Source organism: Lacticaseibacillus nasuensis JCM 17158 (assembly GCF_001434705.1).
Lineage (GTDB): Bacteria > Bacillota > Bacilli > Lactobacillales > Lactobacillaceae > Lacticaseibacillus > Lacticaseibacillus nasuensis.
On the sequence record NZ_AZDJ01000013.1, the window covers coordinates 1 to 19,000 of the forward strand.

General features: G+C 53.1%; 22 protein-coding genes. 21 read left to right on the forward strand and 1 reads right to left on the reverse strand.

Going from position 1 to position 19,000, the window contains the following annotated elements; all coding sequences use genetic code 11:
- On the forward strand, positions 1-432 hold a 432-nt coding region (locus FD02_RS03050), incomplete at its 5' end, for a hypothetical protein (protein WP_056950338.1).
- A gap of 92 nt (positions 433-524) precedes the next feature.
- On the opposite strand, the gene FD02_RS03055 is transcribed toward FD02_RS03050, so the two are convergent.
- Complete coding sequence (locus tag FD02_RS03055) at positions 525-734, reverse strand: CsbD family protein (RefSeq protein WP_054722786.1); 210 nt, start codon at positions 732-734, stop codon at positions 525-527.
- Between the two features lie 83 nt (positions 735-817).
- Between FD02_RS03055 and FD02_RS03060 the strand changes: the two genes are divergently transcribed.
- The 20 genes from FD02_RS03060 (at position 818) to FD02_RS03150 (ending at position 18,700) form a co-directional block, all read left to right on the forward strand.
- On the forward strand, positions 818-1,966 hold the full coding sequence (locus FD02_RS03060) for a hypothetical protein (protein ID WP_056950341.1): 1,149 nt from the start codon (positions 818-820) through the stop codon (positions 1,964-1,966).
- Between the two features lie 9 nt (positions 1,967-1,975).
- Positions 1,976-2,113, forward strand: coding sequence for a hypothetical protein (locus FD02_RS11400; protein WP_003566426.1), 138 nt, complete (start codon positions 1,976-1,978; stop codon positions 2,111-2,113).
- A complete protein-coding gene (locus FD02_RS03065; protein WP_056950343.1) occupies positions 2,113-2,658 on the forward strand; it encodes a terminase small subunit in 546 nt (181 codons plus the stop codon). The genes FD02_RS11400 and FD02_RS03065 overlap by 1 nt, the downstream gene beginning before the upstream one ends.
- On the forward strand, positions 2,636-3,934 hold the full coding sequence (locus tag FD02_RS03070) for a PBSX family phage terminase large subunit (RefSeq protein WP_056950346.1): 1,299 nt from the start codon (positions 2,636-2,638) through the stop codon (positions 3,932-3,934). Before FD02_RS03065 ends, FD02_RS03070 begins: the two co-directional genes overlap by 23 nt.
- A gap of 4 nt (positions 3,935-3,938) precedes the next feature.
- Positions 3,939-5,462: a phage portal protein gene (locus FD02_RS03075; RefSeq protein ID WP_056950349.1), complete on the forward strand. Its 1,524-nt coding sequence runs from the start codon at positions 3,939-3,941 to the stop codon at positions 5,460-5,462.
- Positions 5,377-6,177, forward strand: a complete 801-nt coding sequence (locus FD02_RS03080; protein ID WP_225352480.1) for a minor capsid protein — start codon at positions 5,377-5,379, stop codon at positions 6,175-6,177. The genes FD02_RS03075 and FD02_RS03080 overlap by 86 nt, the downstream gene beginning before the upstream one ends.
- A gap of 151 nt (positions 6,178-6,328) precedes the next feature.
- On the forward strand, positions 6,329-6,883 hold the full coding sequence (locus FD02_RS03085) for a DUF4355 domain-containing protein (protein WP_056950352.1): 555 nt from the start codon (positions 6,329-6,331) through the stop codon (positions 6,881-6,883).
- A gap of 12 nt (positions 6,884-6,895) precedes the next feature.
- The gene (locus FD02_RS03090) at positions 6,896-7,810 is read left to right on the forward strand and encodes a hypothetical protein (RefSeq protein WP_054722788.1); all 915 of its coding nucleotides are present in this window, start codon (positions 6,896-6,898) and stop codon (positions 7,808-7,810) included.
- A gap of 68 nt (positions 7,811-7,878) precedes the next feature.
- Positions 7,879-8,757, forward strand: a complete 879-nt coding sequence (locus FD02_RS03095; RefSeq protein ID WP_054722790.1) for a hypothetical protein — start codon at positions 7,879-7,881, stop codon at positions 8,755-8,757.
- A complete protein-coding gene (locus FD02_RS03100) occupies positions 8,757-9,119 on the forward strand; it encodes a phage head-tail connector protein (RefSeq protein ID WP_056950355.1) in 363 nt (120 codons plus the stop codon). The genes FD02_RS03095 and FD02_RS03100 overlap by 1 nt, the downstream gene beginning before the upstream one ends.
- Positions 9,120-9,148: 29 nt before the next feature.
- Positions 9,149-9,406, forward strand: a complete 258-nt coding sequence (locus FD02_RS03105; RefSeq protein ID WP_235806661.1) for a hypothetical protein — start codon at positions 9,149-9,151, stop codon at positions 9,404-9,406.
- A gap of 1 nt (position 9,407) precedes the next feature.
- On the forward strand, positions 9,408-9,782 hold the full coding sequence (locus tag FD02_RS03110; protein ID WP_054722794.1) for an HK97-gp10 family putative phage morphogenesis protein: 375 nt from the start codon (positions 9,408-9,410) through the stop codon (positions 9,780-9,782).
- Positions 9,782-10,135, forward strand: a complete 354-nt coding sequence (locus tag FD02_RS03115; protein WP_054722826.1) for a hypothetical protein — start codon at positions 9,782-9,784, stop codon at positions 10,133-10,135. The genes FD02_RS03110 and FD02_RS03115 overlap by 1 nt, the downstream gene beginning before the upstream one ends.
- Before the next feature lie 11 nt (positions 10,136-10,146).
- Complete coding sequence (locus FD02_RS03120) at positions 10,147-10,800, forward strand: phage major tail protein, TP901-1 family (RefSeq protein WP_056950358.1); 654 nt, start codon at positions 10,147-10,149, stop codon at positions 10,798-10,800.
- Positions 10,801-10,868: 68 nt separating this feature from the next.
- Entirely contained in the window at positions 10,869-11,303 is a 435-nt protein-coding gene (locus tag FD02_RS03125; protein WP_054722796.1) for a tail assembly chaperone, read from the forward strand.
- Positions 11,304-11,392: 89 nt separating this feature from the next.
- A complete protein-coding gene (locus FD02_RS03130; RefSeq protein ID WP_054722798.1) occupies positions 11,393-11,617 on the forward strand; it encodes a hypothetical protein in 225 nt (74 codons plus the stop codon).
- On the forward strand, positions 11,610-14,102 hold the full coding sequence (locus tag FD02_RS03135; protein WP_056950359.1) for a phage tail protein: 2,493 nt from the start codon (positions 11,610-11,612) through the stop codon (positions 14,100-14,102). The genes FD02_RS03130 and FD02_RS03135 overlap by 8 nt, the downstream gene beginning before the upstream one ends.
- Before the next feature lie 12 nt (positions 14,103-14,114).
- Positions 14,115-14,933 (forward strand): phage tail family protein, encoded by an 819-nt coding sequence (locus tag FD02_RS03140; RefSeq protein ID WP_054722806.1) that lies wholly within the window; start codon positions 14,115-14,117, stop codon positions 14,931-14,933.
- A 13-nt stretch (positions 14,934-14,946) separates the two neighbouring features.
- Positions 14,947-17,034 (forward strand): phage tail protein, encoded by a 2,088-nt coding sequence (locus tag FD02_RS03145; RefSeq protein WP_056950362.1) that lies wholly within the window; start codon positions 14,947-14,949, stop codon positions 17,032-17,034.
- On the forward strand, positions 17,003-18,700 hold the full coding sequence (locus tag FD02_RS03150; RefSeq protein WP_056950365.1) for a glycerophosphodiester phosphodiesterase family protein: 1,698 nt from the start codon (positions 17,003-17,005) through the stop codon (positions 18,698-18,700). The genes FD02_RS03145 and FD02_RS03150 overlap by 32 nt, the downstream gene beginning before the upstream one ends.
- The last annotated feature ends 300 nt before the right edge of the window (positions 18,701-19,000 follow it).

Genomic DNA, 19,000 nt, shown 5'->3' on the forward strand with positions numbered 1-19,000 from the left:
ATGTCTAAAACCGGAAACAAAATAATTTCTATGCAATCTACTGTTATTAATAATAGCGATAGTGGATCGGATAATGCTTATTATGAAGAATATGGAGCGATTAATATGTCCTCTGAAAAGACCGCAGCAGAACAAAAAACAGATGATTTAGAAAAATATGTTGACAGACTGAGCAAAAGCATGGACAGCTCACGTAAAGAACTATTGCAAGCCATTAAGGACGGAGACTCTAGTATAGAAGATAAAATTAATGCCTTGCCTACGAAAGAATGGGTCAAAAAGAACAGTGGAAATCTTGAAATTAAGGGTCTTGAAAAATCCATTGATGGTTTAAAAGAAGCCCGAGATAGACATGATCGATGGAATGTAGTAATAGTCACTGTTGGCGCACCTATAGTTTACAGTCTGTTAAAAATTGCTTTTAGGTTTTAGAAACAGAATCATAGGAAAACTTATAGCACTCCGCCAAACGGTGAGGTGCTATTTTTGTGCAAACAAATAGCCGGCAAATGCCGGCCAAGAGACTAATCTTTATCAAGTTTTTCTTTCACATCATCAACGGTATCTTTAACGGCATCTTTGGCATCGTCTAATTTTTCTTTTACTTTGCCAAGCACGCCTTCAGCCTTACCTTGTGCTTCACGGGCCTTATCACCAGTAACTTTACCTTCAACTTCTTTAGCTTTACCGGAGATTTTGTCCTTAGTGCTGTCAATTTTACCATCTAAGCTCATAGATATTACCTCCTTTTGGTGTACCATCATTGTCCTATATTTGGAGTTATATTGCAAACAACTTATTTTTGGAGGCGAACGGATTGCAATGGACAGATGAACAGATCGGAACGATGCGCAAGCTCGCCTCTGAAGGCTTTACCAGACGTGAGACAGCAGACGAGCTAGGAATTAGCTACGATGCAGTCCAGAAGAAATCGCGGCGGCTTGGAATTGAGTTCCAGCCACCCATGACGAACGAGTACGATTCAGATGGTACACAGTCTAGCGATACGATCCTGAAGGTCGTCAGGGGCCACAAAATGACGCCTAGAGAGGTTTTGGAAGCTCACGGGTATGATTACACTAAGTGGGAGCTTCTACGCGCTACAAGCAATTACTGGAAGCAGAAGCCTGAAGCAACGCTCTTCCAGAGCAAGATACAAATTAGGCCGTTAGTTGATGCTGAACAATACGAATCGTTGATGAATGACATCATCACACACAAGGAGCCATACCAAGCTAAGGCTCCTATTTTTGTGGAATCAGATCGCTATCTGGTCATTCCTGCTTTTGATACACATTTCAACGGTCACACGTTTGATGTCTATGCCGAATCATTGAAGCGGCAGCTAGATATCATTCAACGCGGCCACTACGCCAAAATATTGCTCATTCTTGGCGGTGATCTTGCTCATGTGGATAATATCAACTCAACCACAGCAAAGGGCACACAGCTAGAAACAACTGACTTAGGCGAGACTGTGAACGAAATGGAGCAATACTTCGAGACATTGATTGAAGCAATCATTAAGAACGCCAATGAGTGTGAGGTCATGTATGCGCCAGGCAATCACGACCCGTCAGTTGGATATATGTTCGCTCGTCTATTGAAACGCGCCTACAGCAACCAAACAAACATCACTTGGGACATATCACTGAAGCATTACAAGGGAGCGATGTTAGGCCACAACTTCATTGGTGCCACTCACGGAGATAAGGGCAAGAACAACTATCTTGCAAAGTATCTCGATGAGTTCGGTTTCATGTTGGGTACAGCGCAGAACCGCGAGCTGTTTACGGGGCATCTCCATTCAGAGATGAGTAAAGACCTAGGCGGATTCGTTCAGCGTCAAGTATCGACACGCAAGCCAACAGACCGCTGGACTGATGATATTGGCGTGGTTGCTCACAAAACGTTTGAGCTGGTAGAATACAGCGATCATGATACCCGTGCCATTTACTATGTGTGAGGTGATTTCATGGCTCAAATGGTGATGACCAAGTTCGGATACATGTCGAAGGCTGAGGCCTCAATCATCGGGAAACTCGCAAAAGAGGAAGCTCAGAAGAAAGCTCAGGAAGACAAGAAAAAGCGCGGGAGGTGTGGTGATATGTGATGGCAAAGCGAAAACTAACGGCCAAGCAGCGCAAGTTCGTCGACAAGTACGTCGAGACCGGGAACGCCAAAGAGGCCGCCATTGAAGCAGGTTACAGCATTAACACCGCCAAACAGATGGGGACTGAAAACCTGTCTAAACCTGTCCTGAAAGAGGCCATCGAGGCCCGCATGGCAGAAATGGCAAGTAACACGATTGCCAGCGCCAAAGAGGTGCTCGAGTACTACACGAAGGTCATACGGGGCACCGCTCGCGAAACAGTGGTCGTTGACGGCATCAATGGGCCTAAGCAGGTGGACAATCCACCGACAATCAAGGACAGACTGGCGGCGGGTAAAGAGCTGCTCAAGCGCTACCCAGATAATGACCAGATGCTCAAGGCACAGATTGCCAAGCTGAAAGCGGATGCCCGCAAATCGAAGGCCGAGGCTGACATCATGGAAGCTAAAGCCAAACGTGAGACTAGCGAAGATACAAGTAATATCACAATCAACATCAAGCCAATTCAGCAAGACGGAGGCGATGACAGTGCAAATCAACATTGATCTGAATTCAATCGTCCCCAAAGCTTACGCACCACTTTACAATGACAGAACACGCTACCTAACATACAAGGGCAGTCGTGGATCGCGCAAGTCATTCTCTGTTGCCGAGGATGTGATCATGCAGATTATCTTGCATCCCTACGTCAATTGGATTGTGCTTCGCCAATACGCTTATACGAACAAGGATTCGACATATTCAACCATCCAGCAAGCAGCATTCAGGCTGGGCGTTTACGACCTGTTCAAGTTCACACTGTCACCACTAGAAATCACCTTTAAGCCAACTGGCCAGAAGGTGTTTTTTCGTGGAATGGACAAGCCACTGGCCGTTACTTCATTGCAGCCGACAACTGGCGTGCTTGCTCGTGCATGGTGGGAGGAAGCCTATGAGCTGAAATCACTGGACGCATTCAAGACCGTTGAAGAAACCATGCGTGGCGAGATCAACGATCCGGATGGCTATTACCAGTCAATAATCACATTCAACCCGTGGAGTGATCAGCATTGGCTTAAGAGTGAGTTCTTCGATGCAGACACAAAGAACCCACGTTCGAAGTCGTTCACGACCACATATGAGGACAATCCATATCTAGATGATGATTACATTGAAAGTCTACAAGACATGGTTAAGCGCAATCCCAATCGTGCTCGTGTTGCCGTATACGGTGACTGGGGCATTGCAGAAGGGCTTGTGTTTGATGGACTGTTCGAGCAGCGTGATTTCAGCATGGAAGATATTGCCGCATTGCCAAAAGCGGTTGGCCTTGACTTCGGGTTCAAGCACGATCCAACGGCAGGCGAGTTCATTGCAATCGATCAGCAGAACCGTGTCGTGTACGTCTACGACGAGTTTTACCAGCAAGGCATGCTCACACAGCAGATTGCACAGGCGCTGGGCCAGCACAAGGCGTATGGGTTGCCTATCACAGCCGACTCAGCCGAGCAGAGGCTCATTGCCGAGCTGTCCCGGGTGTTTGGCGTGCCCAACATCACAGGCGCTGGGAAAGGCAAAGACAGCGTCTCACAGGGTATTCAGTACATGCAGTCCTACCGCTACATCGTCCACCCGAGGGTGAAGGGCCTCCTGGAGGAGTTCAACACATACGTGTACGCCAAGGACAAGTTCGACAACTGGACCAACCAGCCAGAGGACGCAAACAACCACGGTGTGGACGCGCTCAGGTATGCCATGGAGCAATTCATGTTCCGGGTGGCCAGGCGCTACATGACCAATCAGGAACGCATTCAGGCAGTCAAAAATTCAGGTTTGAGGTGACATCATGGAGAATTTCCAACAAGAAAATATGATCTATCAGGAGGACTTGAGCCAGCTCACCCCAGACCGGGTGATGAAGTTCATCGTCCACCATTCGCAGTACCAGCGGCCGCGACTGGCCACGCTAGACGGCTACTATGAAGGCCACAACGAGGGCATCTTGAAGCCAAATTCGCGGCGGGTTGAGACCGGGAAGTCCGACCATCGCGCCGTGCACTCCTTCGGTAAGTACATTGCTGACTTCCAAACTGCCTACTCGGTTGGGAACCCAATCAATGTGAAGCTAGATAAGGACGATGCAAGGTTCGACCAGATTACCCGCGTGAACGACATGGACGCCCTCAACTACGACCTATTCCTAGACATGACACGCTATGGACGAGCATTCGAATACATCTATCACGGCGAAGATGGGCTGGAGCACTGTGTACGGCTGGACCCACTCGACACCTTTGTCATCTACTCATTGGACGTTGACCCGAAGCCAATCATGGCGGTGCGGTATCACTCGGTGGAGCTAGTCGACAAAGATGAGCACATCAACATCCGTATTGTGCCGGAGACGTGGACGGCTGACGAGTACTGCAAGTACAAGCCGACTGACGCAAACGGCACCATGGACTTATATTTCAAGCAACGGCTGACTACCTTCCCCGTTGTCGAGTATGACAACAACAGGTTCCGTACCGGCGACTTCGAGCATGTCATCTCGCTCATTGACCTGTACGACTCGGCGCAGTCAGATACGGCCAACTACATGACCGACCTCAACGATGCGCTGCTAGTCATCAGTGGCGACATCGATGCGCTATTTAACGGTAGTACGCTTCTAAGCGGTGTCGACCCCAATGATCCTGATGCAATGAAAAAGCTCGCACAAGATAAGCTAGAAATTGCCAAGGAACAAAAAGACGCCAACATGCTACTGCTCAAGTCGGGCATCACAGGCACAGGTCAGCAGACCAGCGTAGACGCCAAGTACATCAACAAAGAGTACGACGTGAGCGGCACCGAGGCATACAAGAAACGCATTGCCGAAGACATTCACAAGTTCAGCCATACACCAGACCTGACCGACAGCAACTTTGCCAGCAACGTCTCTGGCGTGGCGATGAAGTACAAGTTACTCGGAACTGTGGAGTTGGCAGCCATCAAGCGGCGCATGTTTGAGAAGTCGCTCTACCAGCGTTACACGATTATCGCAGCGCTTGAGCACGCGGCTCACACACCGTGGAAGACTGACCCGGACACGCTTAAATTCACATTCCGCGACAACCTGCCAAGCGATGACCTTAGCCAAATCAAAGACCTAGAGGCTGCTGGTGCGACGTTGCCGCAGAAGTACCTCTACCAATTCCTGCCAGGCATCACAGACCCGGCGGAAATCGAGAAGATGATGGACGACCAGCGCGGAGCAGCCGACTACAACGAGGGCTTAGACAATGACGAAGACACCGAAGGAACGCATCAAGGCGTTCGCGGACAAGCAGGACAAGAAGCACCGGCAGATAGCGAAGACAATAACTAAGTACACGGCCGCGTTCATGGCATTCTGGTACGCGTTCAACGAGAAGCACGAAGACTACACACACGCAGACGACTCACGTCCAGCAGACGCCAAACTCAAGAAGCAGGTCGACACTGACGCACGCGAGGCTGGTCTGAAAACACGCCCAGTGGCGAACAATGATGAATTGTTGAGCTACGCCGCTGCCATCTACGCGGGGGCATTAGCGGCCGCTCTGGTGGCATATACGGGTGAGACGCTAAACGGTATAGTGAGTGGTATGGCGGAGCTTGGCGGCCACGTATACGGCGGAAAGATGAAGCCCGACACCACGCTAGTTAACCAGTTACTTGATGGAGCATTGTGGAGCGACCGTATCTGGTCAAATCAAGACGCATTGCGCAGTGATCTAACCAAGCTCATGAAGAATGCGCTGCTAACGCACCACAATCCAATCACCGAGAGCGCCAAGCTTCGGAAGCGGTTCAAGGTGATGCAGTATCAATCTGACCGCATCATCAGAACCGAGAGCTCGCGGGTCATGTCGCAACAGGCGATTGTGAACGCCAAGCAGGCCGGGTTCAAGAAGGTGGTTTGGGTGGCCAACTCTGGAGCGTGTTCCATCTGCGCACCACATGATGGCGATGTATACACCATGGCGCAGGCCGAGGGGCTGATACCAGCGCACCCAAACTGCCTATGTTCATGGGCCGGATATGATGAAGAAGACGAATAACACGAATAACACCGTGACCTGAGCAAGTCCCTAAACTGCTACATCGCAGCGTGAAGGAGAAAGACGTGTGACCGTGGTTGGGCCGAAAGGCGTGGCTGGGGCCGAGTACACGTCTTTTTGTTTTGGGCTGACAAATCAGGAGGAACCACCAATGGCAGAAGAAGCACTCAACAACGACGTAACCGAAGCAAACGACACCACCACCGAGACCACGACTCAGGCCCCACAGACATACAGCCAATCCGAACTCGACAGCACCGCGGACAAGCGGGCAGCCAAAGCGGTCGAAGCGGCTCGTGCGAAGTGGGAGGCCGAGCAGGCCCAGGCACTCGAAGCAGCCAAGAGCGAAAGCGCACGGCTGGCCAAGATGTCGGCAGACGAGAAGGCGAAGGAGCTGGAGAAGCAGCGCCAGGCTGACCTCGACAAGCGCGAGGCAGAAATCAACGCCCGTGAGTTGGCAGCCAGCACCAAGTCACTGCTCGTGGACAAGGGCCTACCGTCAGACCTTGCGGGGTCACTGGTGGCACTAGGCGACGCTGACAAAATCAAGGCCACAGTGGAAACGCTGGGCTCATCGCTTGAGAAGGCTGTCAACGAGCGGGTGGAGAAGCAACTCCAAACCACGCCGCCGAAGAATGGGGCTTCTGCCCTTGGCGATGCCGATGATCCATTCAACAAGATTATCAACTCATACAAGAAAAAATAGGAGGTAGCTAACATGGCTACAGATGCAAACAACAACCTGCCAGTGCGGGTTTATCAGAAACAATTCATCGCTTTGATGCAAACGGTCTTCGGAGTGCAGAGCACTTTCGGGCCAACCTTTGGCGCTTTGCAGACCATTGACGGTGTGCAGAACAACGCCATTGCCTTCTCCGTGAAGGCCAACGATGTTCCAGTCGCAGTGGGCGAATACTCCACCGACAAGGACACCGCATTCGCTGACGGCACCAGCAACTCCAACCGTTTCGGTAAGATGCAAGAAGTCGTCTACGGCGACATCGATGTGCCATACAGCTTTGGCTGGAGCTTCAACGAAGGCATCGACCAATTCACTGTTAACAACGACCTGCCCTCCGCCGTGGCTGACCGTCTGAACCTGCAAGCACAGGCTAAGACCCGTCTTTTCAACACGAAGCTGGGTGCTTATCTGGTGGCAAGCGCCGCCGAAGACCTGGGCGCGGCTGATGACGTGAACGCAATCTTCGAAACGGCTTCCGCGAAGTACACCGACCTCGAAGTTGTTGTGCCAATTCGCGCCTATGTAACCGCCGATGTATACAACGCCATCATCGACCACCAGCTTGTTAGCGGCCTCAAGGGTTCCGCTGTCAATATCGATGACAACGGCATTCTGCGGTTCCGCGACATTGCTGTCACCAAGACCCCGTCCAAGTACATGGGCGGCAAGGCAATCATCTTCACGCCAGACAACATCGGCCGCGCCTTCACCGGGATCAACGTTGTTCGGACCATTCAGTCTGAGAACTTCGCCGGTGTAGCACTGCAAGGTGCTGGCTTGGCTGGCCAGTGGATCAGCACGGACAACAAGAAGGCAATCTTCACCGCCAGCGCGGCCGCTGCGCCTTCTACGTCCACCACTACGACCACCAGCACCAACGCTGCGGGCTAATCAATGACAACTGTCGCCGCAGAAATCAACAATACGGGCAACCGGGCGGCATTTAAGGGGGAAACGAAATGAAGCTAATTCTTTGTCAACCTGCAATCGTGCGGTTCGAATGGGAGCTGGAGGTGTGCCTGACCAACCTCAAGAAGGTGGGGTTTGACCTCGGCGATGTGGTTCTGCTGTTCACGCGGCACGACCCAACCATTCCGGACTACCTCGCCGAGAAATACGGCGTGGAGGTGAACGAGTACGCAGACACACGCGGAGACAAGAGTTACATTCCCTCAGTCAAGCCGTGGCTCTGGTGGCAATACCTGGCGGAAGACTCCAGCCGAGAAGCGGAGGACTACTTCTACTTCGACAGTGACGTCATCTTTCGCCGCAAACCTGACATGCGAAAGCTCAAAGCTAAGCCTGACCGCTGGCTGTGTAGCAATACTAACCACTACCTCAATCTCGACTACATTCGCAGTCGGGACAATGGGGAGGCGGTTCTGCGCGGTATGGCAAGCATAGTCGGGGTCACAGTTGAGTCATTGGAAACCATCAACACGAACTCTGGCGGGGCTCAATGGGTCATCAGCAAGCCGACAGCGGCCTACTGGCGCAAAGTCTATTTTGATTGCAATCGCCTCTGGCACTATCTTGAGGTCACCAACACCAACCTGCAGAAATGGACGGCGGAGATGTGGGCGCAACTTTGGAACATGATGTACTTCAACATCGGGCCCGCCGTTACTGACGAGCTCGATTTCTGTTGGGCTACTGACCCCATCGAGCGCTGGAAGCAGACCAAAATCATGCACAACGCCGGGGTGACACGTGAGGACACAAGCCTGTTCTTCAAAGGCCAGTACACCGAACGCACCCCATTTGATGATGATTTGAGCTTTGTAGACAAGTCAAAGTGCTCATCCGAGTACGTGAAGGCAATTAAGGCGGTGAAATGATGGCCGAAGAAGAACCGAAAGAAAATGCACTGTTGACCAGCATCAAGCTGCGCATCGGCATCGAGGACACCAAACAGGACGCGCTCCTGCTTGATTTGATTGAAGATGCTAGTTCGCGTGTGTTGGCCTACATCAATCAAGATGGCCCCACTACTGATGACCTGCCTAGTTCGCTAGGTTGGGTGGTCAAGGCGGTGGCGATTGAGATGTACAACCGCATCGGTGATGAGGGCAAGGCCAGCGGCACCGAGGGTAGCGTGTCCAATACATGGGCCGCTATTGATCTTTCACAGTACGCTGATGCACTCGACCAGTACCGCAGTTCAAGCCAGCGGCGGCGGCCAGGAATGAGGTTTGTGTGATGAGATACAACAACCGAATTACCTTAATCATGATGATCGGCTCAGCAGACGACCTGCACGGCGCGCCAACGCCAACTGAGGTAGAAGTCCCGTGCCTGACGATTCCTATCACTGACACGCAGGAGCTGGCCGCCTATGGCCTGATGAAGAAGACGGCCTTCGAGGTTCACCTCAAGAATAGTGGGCTGGTGCCAAATCGCGTCAAGCTGGACGGCATTGAGTACACCGTCAACAAGACGTACCTCAATCGCAAGTCCACGGTGCTCATTATCTCTGGGGGTGCTTAGCATGGCGAATAGCGATTTTCACATCGACTTCAAAGGCTTGCCGGAATTGCTCCAGCAGTTTCAAGTTGCCGGGGCAAAGGCTCAACAAGTCACCGAAGACACCATGCGAACAACGTTGGGCAAAGCTCAACAGAGGTCTAAACAACTAGCCCCAGTACGCACCGGGTTTATGCAAAACAGCATTGAGGTCTACATCACTGAGTCCACCAAGGACCGGGTGATGGGCGAAATCAATGCAGAAGCTGACTACTCCAGCTTCAACGAGTTTGGCACGTATAAGATGCCCGCGCGTCCGTTTGTGGCGCCGGCAGTCAAGGCGTCTGCTGACTGGTTCTATACGACGATGCGGCAGAAGCTGGAAGGGCTGGTGAAGTGATGCGAGTAAGTGAATGGTATGAACAGCTTCAAGCCCAGCTCACTAGTGACGGTTTCACCGTGACGTTCATGCAGCCACAGCCGGGCGCAGTCTTGCCTCTGGTTCACGTTGCCGGTCACACAGACGGCGATGTATCGAGTCACAACGGCACGCTCAGCTCCATTGACCAGCAAATTGATCTGTACGGCGAAGTCACCATGTCGCGTGCGGAGTTTGAGATGCTGACCGAGAAGCTCAAGTGGTCGCTTAGCCGGGCCGGTGGCTGGGAGAGTCTGACAACTCAACAAATGATTGACACAAGCACGGGGCGTGATTTATATCGCGCCCTTTTGCTTATCACAAAAACGATTTAGGAGGAATTATCATGCCTGATACACCAATCAACAATGGCGTTCAAATGGTCAAGGACACTCCGGTTCTTGGCAAAGACGTCATGTATTTCATTCAGTCTACCAATCCAGAAGTAGCTCCAGTAGGCGCACCGGCCATTGCACCGGCCCACGTAACCTCAGGCGACACGTCCATCGAAGGCGACCTGACCGATGAACAGACCCACATGGGCCGCATTCTCGGCTACTCTGCCAACGAGGACAGCGTCGAGCTGACCCACTACCTGGTGCCTGGCGACAAGGCCAAGGACATCATCATTGATGCCAAACACAACCACCGCCAGGTCAAGGTTTGGCGGGTCGAGGTAGACCCACGCCTGGCCACCCCAGAAGGCGATGACACCAAGGCATACCCAGCAATGTTCGGGTACGCCGTCGTTGAGTCCGTCGACATCTCAGACGAAGACGGGTTCAGCGAAATCGACTTCACCTTGGACATCATCGGCAAGCTGGTGGACAAGTACGAAGACGGCACCCCGGGAACGTTCCCACTGTCCGACAAGCAGGTCGCCCTGCTGCAGGAGCTGTACGGCTTCGAACGTCCTGGCGAAAAGGCCGGCGAGTTCACCTCTGCTGGCGACAGCGCCACCTCTTCCACTTCAACCACGACCACGACGACCACCGCGTAGTAATAGTCACGCAAACAGAGACGAGTAGGCCACTAGCCGAGCTGAGACGCTAATCAGGAGGAAAAATCATGCTAGGAATCAAAATCAAAGGCACAGACATGCCACTCAAATTCAACTTTGCCGCACTCTACCGGGCGAACAAGCTGTTCAGCTCCGAGCCAGGCAAGGACGATGGCGGCACCACCATTTGGCTGGGGTTTGTCACCGGCGAGACCATGGTGCTCTTCAAGGCAATCAAGTCGATGCTGCCGGACAATAAGTTCAGCGATGATGACATCATCGAAGCAATCGACGACCTGCCGGACCCGGACGCGTTCTACGAAGAAACCGTTGAGGAGCTTCACAAGTCGGCTTTTTTCCGTCGCGAGATGAAACAATGGCTCAAATTGACCGAGAACTACGGAAAAACCTACACCGACAAGAAGAACATGACGGACGAGGAGAAGGTCCAAAAGAAAGGGTTCGAGGATATGCTGGCCGGAGTCAAGAAGAGTCTCTCCTGATTAACTTTGCGCGGCGGGGCATCTTCGACCCTCAGCTTCCGCCGACTCTCTATTTCTGGGAGGCGCGGGGACTACTCGACGGCGCAGCCTTGCGTGAGGTTGACTTGCGGCGTGACCTGCTGGAGCAGGCCGTCAACATTGCCAACATCAGCAATGGCAAGAACCCGAAGAAGGCCGTGCGCAACGGCATGCGGGCCATCGAGAAAGAGGAACGAAGCGTGCTCAATCGTGATGATCGTCAGGTCGGCAAACGGCCGAACATGAAGCTAATTCAACAGGTCAATGAAGCGTTTGGAGGTGACGCGAATGGCTAACGTAGCGGCGACTTTCACCGCAAACATCAGCGGTTACACAAATGCGATGAAGGCAATGCAAGACAGCACGGGGAAAGCAACCTCGGGCATCAAGTCCAAGCTGTCGAGCAGCGGCGGCGGCATTCTCAAGCTGGGGGCACTCTTCGGCGTGGCTGCCAAGGTGGGCTCAGCGGCAATGTCTGCAATCGGCAACGGCATTCGCGGCATGTACACCGAACTGAACGAATCGAGCGCTGCTTGGCAGACGTTCGAGGGCAACATGAAGTTCCTCGGCAAGACGCCGGGGCAGATCAAGACGGTGGAGAAGTCGTTGCAGAAATACGCGCAGCAAACCGTCTACTCAGCTTCCGACATGGCTTCTTCCTACTCGCAGTTTGCTGCGGTTGGGGTGAAGGGTGTCGACGGCTTAGTCAAAGGCATGGGTGGGCTGGCAGCAGCCACTGACAACCCGCAGCAGGCCATGAAGACCCTGATGCAGCAGAGCGTACAAGCGGCGGCCAAGCCAACGATTCAGTGGCAAGACTTCCGCCTCATGCTCGAACAGACGCCAGCCGGTATGGCAGCCGTCGCAAAGCAGATGGGCATGAGCGTCGGCGACCTCATCAAGAAGATTCAGGACGGCAAGGTGAAGACCACCGACTTCTTCGATGCGGTCTCCAAGGCCGGCAACGGTAAGGCCTTCCAGAATATGGCCACCAGCTACAAGACGGTGGGCCAGGCTATGGACGGACTCAAGGAAACCCTGGCGAACAAGCTCCAGCCTGCATGGCAGAAGCTGTCCGCGGTGGCAATCAAGGCAATCAATTCACTCATTGACTGGATCTCGAAGATTGACTTCGACACCCTGGCTGACAAGGCCATCGCCTTCGCCACGGTTGCGGCTAACGCAATCAAGAAGGTAATCGCCGTTGTGAAGCAGGTCTTAGATTTTGTCAACCAAAACAAGGACTGGCTGCTTCCGCTGGTCGCCGGCATCGTCACCTTTGTTGGGGCGGTGAAGGGCATTCTGACCGTCATCACTGTATTCAACAAAATCAAGACCGCCGTCACGGTTGTAAAGAATCTGGGCGGCGTTTTTGGTGCTCTGAAAACTGCCATGGGCTTCCTGTCGCCTGGCGGTTGGATCGTTTCAGGTATCGCCGCGGTGGTCGCGGGGCTAGTCATCTTCTTCACCAAGACGAAGACCGGTCGCAAGATGTGGGCTGGGTTCGTCTCCTTCCTCAAGAGTGCATGGTCTGGGCTCAAGACAACCGCCACCAACGTCTGGAACAGCATCACTGATGCGGTCAGCGGCGCGGTGGAGGGCGTGCAGAACGCCTGGAGCGGCATCACGGAATTCTTCTCCGGTCTCTGGAACAGCATCAAGACCACAGCGGAAAGCGTATGGACCAGCATCACCACGTTCTTTGCTGGCATCTGGCAGGGCATCGTGGACACCGCCATGGGGGTCTGGAACACCTTCGGGCCTGGCCTGACTGAGATATGGAACGGCATCGTTTCAATCGCCACCGGCGTTTGGAACATGCTCAAGGCCGTTATCATGGGGCCAATCCTGCTGGTGCTCGACTTCCTGACTGGGAGCTGGACGCAGATGGGCGCGGACTTGTCGATGATTTGGACTTCAATCAAAGATGCTGCGGCTTCAATCTGGAACGGCCTTGTGAGCTATTTCAGCGGCATTCTAGATGTAATCAAGGCCTATTTCTCAACCGTGTGGAATGCAATCAAGGGCGTTGCCACAAGCGTCTGGAATGGCATCAAGTCCTTCCTGGTCAACCTGTGGAACGGAATTGTCAGCACCGCCCAGAGTGTCTGGAACGGGCTCAAGTCCTTCATGTCTGGCCTGTGGAATGGCATCAAGTCGACCGCAATCAACGCCTGGAACGCCCTCAAGAACGGCGTGGTGTCCATTGCGAAAGGCATCTTCGAGGGTGCCAAGTCGGCCTGGTCCGGCTTCACCGGCATGGTCAGCCGCATCGTCGAAGGTGTGAAGGGCGCGTTTGACGCCCTCAAGCACATCGACCTGCTGGCAGCCGGGAAGGCAATCATCGAGGGCTTCATTCACGGCTTGACTGCCGCCTGGGACGCCGGCAAGAAGTTCGTTGGTGGCATCGCTGACTGGATCCGCAAGCACAAAGGGCCAATCAGCTACGACGCCAAGCTCCTGATTCCCGCCGGGTCTGCTATCATGGCCGGCTTGAATCAAGGCTTGCAAGCGTCCTTCGGGAACGTGCAGAAGACTGTTTCTGGCATGGCTTCCAACATCAGCGCTTCCGTGGCTTCGGTTGCGGGGTCGATGAGCGTTGGGGACATGGCATTTGCCGCGCCTGACGTTAACCAAGGCGATACGGTGCAGTCAATCGACAATTCCGAGCGCGTGCAGCCGACCTTCTACGTGTACAACGAGCTAGTGGGAGACAAGATTCGCACCTCAGTCAAGAAGGGCGACAAGGAACAGCAAATCAACGAAGAGTTTTTCCGGTAAAGGAGGGAGCGCATGGACGCGCTGATTGAAAAGTTAGACGGCTCGCGCTACCTGCTGAGCCAGTACGATGTGCAGGTTACCCAATTCGAGGACGAGCCCATTGAAGGCGCGCGGAACAGCACGCAGCTAGACGCCCGCAATGGGTCAATTGACTTCGGCGGGTGGCACAAGAGCAAGACGGTCGACGTCTCGGGCTACATACACGCTGAGAACATGCTGGCCGCAGACTACGACACCGAGCGGATCAAGGCGCTATTTGCGACGCCTGAGGGCTTCTATATCACACGGCGCATGCCAATGAGCCAGCCGGGGTTTGAACGTCCCGGTGAGCACGTTGGCGGCGCGTATGATCGCGATGAAGACGTGCCAGACCATAAGCGGTTCTTGGTCTACTGCAACTCTCTCGACTTGGAGTTTTTCGGGTCGAACGGTGAAAAGCAAGTGTACAAGCTGACTGCCGAACTCAAGACGCTGGCTCTACCATACGGGGAGAGCATACCGGAGGACATCACAGTGAAAGGCCGTGTGCCCTATGCCGGTACGGTGCCATGCAGTCAGCTTGAGCAGCAGTTTGTGGTTGTATTTACGGCTTCAGCCGCTGCTGACAAGTTAAGCCTCACAATCGGAGCAACAACGCTTGAATTTACGGGCAAGGTGGCCGCTGGTGACGTTTTCCGCTTCACTGGGTTCAGTTATACGCAGAACAGTCTAAACGTTGTAAACGCCACGAATAAGGCGTATTTCACTCTCATTCCTAGCGATGAGAACAAGGTCTCGGCGAGCGTGGCGGGTACGATCCGTGTGCTGCATCACCAAGACCTTTTTGCGTAAAGGAGGCTAATATTTGATTACATTTCAGGATGTGCAGAACGTTGGCCACCAGGCTCAGGCAACCGTGCAGCGGGTCGATGGCGTCAACGGTGAGAAGTCACTGACCGCGATCATCTACTTCGGCGATGAGGTGAAGCAGAACATCTCGCGTGGCTGGTCGCTTGAGTTTCAGGACGAAGAGTACGTGGTCACGACCGATCAGCGGAACGACAAGGACAACACGGTCAGCATCGCGGCGGTGCAGCGGTTCTTCTGGGACATGAAGAAGAAAGGCTTCTACGAGGAATGGGACGGGTCACACCCGTTCAGTTCATACCTAGATGCCATCTTCACTGACTCCGGTTACACCTATGACTCGACTGCCAACGTGGCCGCGTTTGAAAAGGAAAGCTGGGGCCTCAAAGACCGGCTGACCCTTTTCAATGACATCATCGACCAAGCTGGGGTTGAGTTCTATGTTGACGGCAAGGTGGTTCACATCGTGGATCGCATCGGCTCCGACTTGTCTACTGTGGTGCGCAAGCATTTCAACCTAGACACCGCCGAGCTGGAAGCCGACAACGCCGGGTTCGCCACGTATGGCCGGGGCTTTGGTGCCTACACAGACGAAAACGACCACAGCAAAGGCCGGCTGGAGGTTGAGTACAAATCACCGCTCTATGATCTATACGCGCCAAAATTTGGTGCGATTGATCTTAGTCCAGTAGTCGATGAGCGCTACACCATCGCGGACAATCTACTGGCGGCGGTTAAGAAGGCCGTTGACGAAAGCTATGCGTACTCGCTGACCTTGAGCCTAGTCGACCTCCAGAGCGCCGGTTATCCGTACGCGATGGCCAATGCCGGTGACTCCATCACGGTCATAGATGAAAGTATCAACTTCGATGATGATGTGCGCATCGTTAAGGTTACCAGCGACTATGACATCAATGGCAATCGGGTGGACTGCAGCGTGGAGTGCGGCAACCTGTCCTTTGCTTCACAGCAAAAGACTAGCCAAGCAGCGATGGACAACATCATTGCGGGCAAAGCGCCAATTCCGAATGAATGGCTGACGACACAGGTTCAACTGGCCACGAACGACCTGCTGAGTGCCCGGACTGAGCTCCAGTTCACCGATCAGGGCATCATCGCCGTGCAAAAGGACGACCATAACAAAATGGTGATGCTCAACTCCTCTGGTGTTGGGGTGTCGACTGACGGCGGCAAGACCTTCAAGACCGCCATTACGGCAGATGGGGTCGTGGCTGACCGGTTGTACGGCAACTTGATTCAAGGTGTCACGTTCCAGACCACTGAAAAGGATTTCATCATGCAGCTCAGCGGCGGCAGCATGAACTTCTTTAACGGGCCATCAATGATGGGATCGCTTGGGACTACGTTTGACAGGGACACCGGCAAGCCTAACAGCATCACCATCACAAACCGGCCGGGCTATATCATCAGTCTCAATCAAGCGCGTGCAGATGGGTTAAGCGTTCCGGTTTTTCAAATACCGGCCGATTCTACGTATGACGATTCGAAGTACAAGCTATTTGGCAGTCTGATGAGTTCGATTGCAAGTAAGCAGAGTGGTGGCATGTGGATCACACACCCATCGTCAGTCAACATCAGCGGAAACGACGGCGGTGGTAACCAGCTATCCGTTTATGGTGACCATGTGAACGTTTCCGGAAACTTTAACGTATACAATGGCTCGAAGAACGCGGTACAGATGACGCGAGACGGCGCCCGTGCCACGCCTGCTTACGAAACGGCAGAAAACTACGTGGGCGACCTTGGAGAGGCCAAAACGGGCGATGATAGCGCCGTACAGGTGGCCATCGACCCGCTGATGTATGACCTTAGTAACACTGAAATGGGTTATCAGGTATTCATCACACCGTATGCTGACACACGTTTTTGGGTGTCCAAGCGCGAAGATTTGAGCTTCACTGTTCGCTCTGACCAACCGGGCGCCTCCTTTGGCTGGGAGATCAAGGTCCACCGGCGCGGTTTTGAAAAGCAGCGCCTCGTTGATACAAAGGACACTTACAAAGATTTGGAAAAAATGGAGGGACTGATACCCAATGGCAATCAGAACGTACAAAGTTACTCTTGATTCAAAAAATTCTATTGCGCCAGAGCCCGTGTTTTTGCGGCAGGGAGATAAAACTGGCGCCGTGGTGATTGATGCCACGCTGATGGACAATGGCTCTCCAGTGTCACTCAGTGGGCTTACACCAATGTTCAAGGCCAACACAGCTGATGGTCAAGCGGTAATTATTGACAGTACCGGATTTAATATCGTTAATGCCTCTGGTGGTGAATTCACTTATCAAGTACCAAATGCGCTTGCTGCTGTTCCTGGGAAGATCGTGACTGCATACTTTAGCTTTTCAGACGCATCGGGTACCGAATCGACATTTGATGTGGCCTTCATCATCAAGAAAGCAGTAGACGCAACTCAGGCACAAGCTGATGACTACATCACGATCATTGATGGGACGTTGCAATCGTTACAGCAGAAAATCGACGCAATGAGCACTGACGTTCAGACGATTATTAATGCATTTAACCAAGGCGATTTCTACAATCAAGCACAGACTGATAGTAAAGATGCTGCCACTTTGGCGGGTGCAAAGTCATATTCGGACAGCAATTTGGCTAAGGCAAAAGAATACACGGAAGATGCTAATGATTTTGTCCTCGGTGACGGGATGCATTTTGTTGCTCATCGCGGAAACAACGCCGAATGGCCAGAGAACTCTAAAGCGGCATTCCGAACGGTCACCCGCCACTGGGGGATCGAGACAGATATTTCGGTCACCAAGGACGGTTACTGGGTCATTATGCACGACGCTACGGTTGACCGGACGACCAATGGGAATGGGAATATCGCCGACATGACTTTCGCGCAAATCCAGGCGTTGAAAATAGATACCGGGACGAACGTCAGCTACCTCAGTGCGGACGACCTTAAGGTGCCAACAGTCGAAGACTACCTGGGCATTTGCAAGGCCAACAACAAAACTCCCTTCCTAGAAATCAAGCAGGCGACATACACAGACGCCAACTACGACAGCCTGGCTGCGGCTATCAACCAGTACGGCATGGCCAAGTCCATGGTGCTCATTAGCTTCTACTTCGAGGCGCTCCAGGCGATGAAGAAGCGGCTCCCGTGGCTTAACACGAGCTTCCTGACCAACACATACAGCGACACCGATGCCGACAAGGCAGCGACACTGGGACCGAATAGCGGCATCGATGCGGGCGGCTATGCCAACATCACAGCCGAGCAAGTCGCCTATGCGCATAGCAAAGGATTGAAGTTCGGCCTATGGACGCCGACCGATGACACCAACCGAGCCAGCTGGCAGGCAATGGGAGTCGATTACGTCACTACCAACTCAAAGTCCGGCGACCTGAGGTGGGGGGCAATCACTCTTACCGGTGGGTGGACCGCGAGCGCAAATGCAAGGCTTGCCAGACCGTTCGTCGAGCAAGTGAATTTACGTACCGCACACATCGTACTCAACATTACCGGCGGGGACGGCGCGAAGGGAAATTATGTAGGAAACTTACCTGATTGGGCAGTTCCACTCAATGATTACTGGAGCCCAGCTACAGTTCGGACGTCTTCCTCTGTTACCCTCGGGGGTATCGACATCCGCGGAGCTTCATCGGGCAGCGGGTTAGCCGGTGGATTGCAGGCCGGTTATAACTTAGATCAAATGCCCACCGGTTCTAATGGCTGGGTCAACTTCGACGTCACATATAGCTTATAGAAAGAGATGAAGTAAATTGCCACCACACGGAATTGGTGGACTGACCTGGGGGGAGTGGGTTTCGGTTATTGGGATTGTAACCTTCATCTGTACGCTAGTCAGTTTACTTTTCAAGTACGCGGTCTTCGGGCCGCTCCGGACAGACATCAAAGAGCTGTCTAAGTCGATTGTCGCGCTTAATGCTAACATCGCGGAGCTTCGGACAGATTATGCGAAGCTTGACGCGCGTGTTGATGAGCACGACCGTCGACTTGACCGGCACCATGAGCAGATTAAGACGCTGTACAACGAACGGAGGAA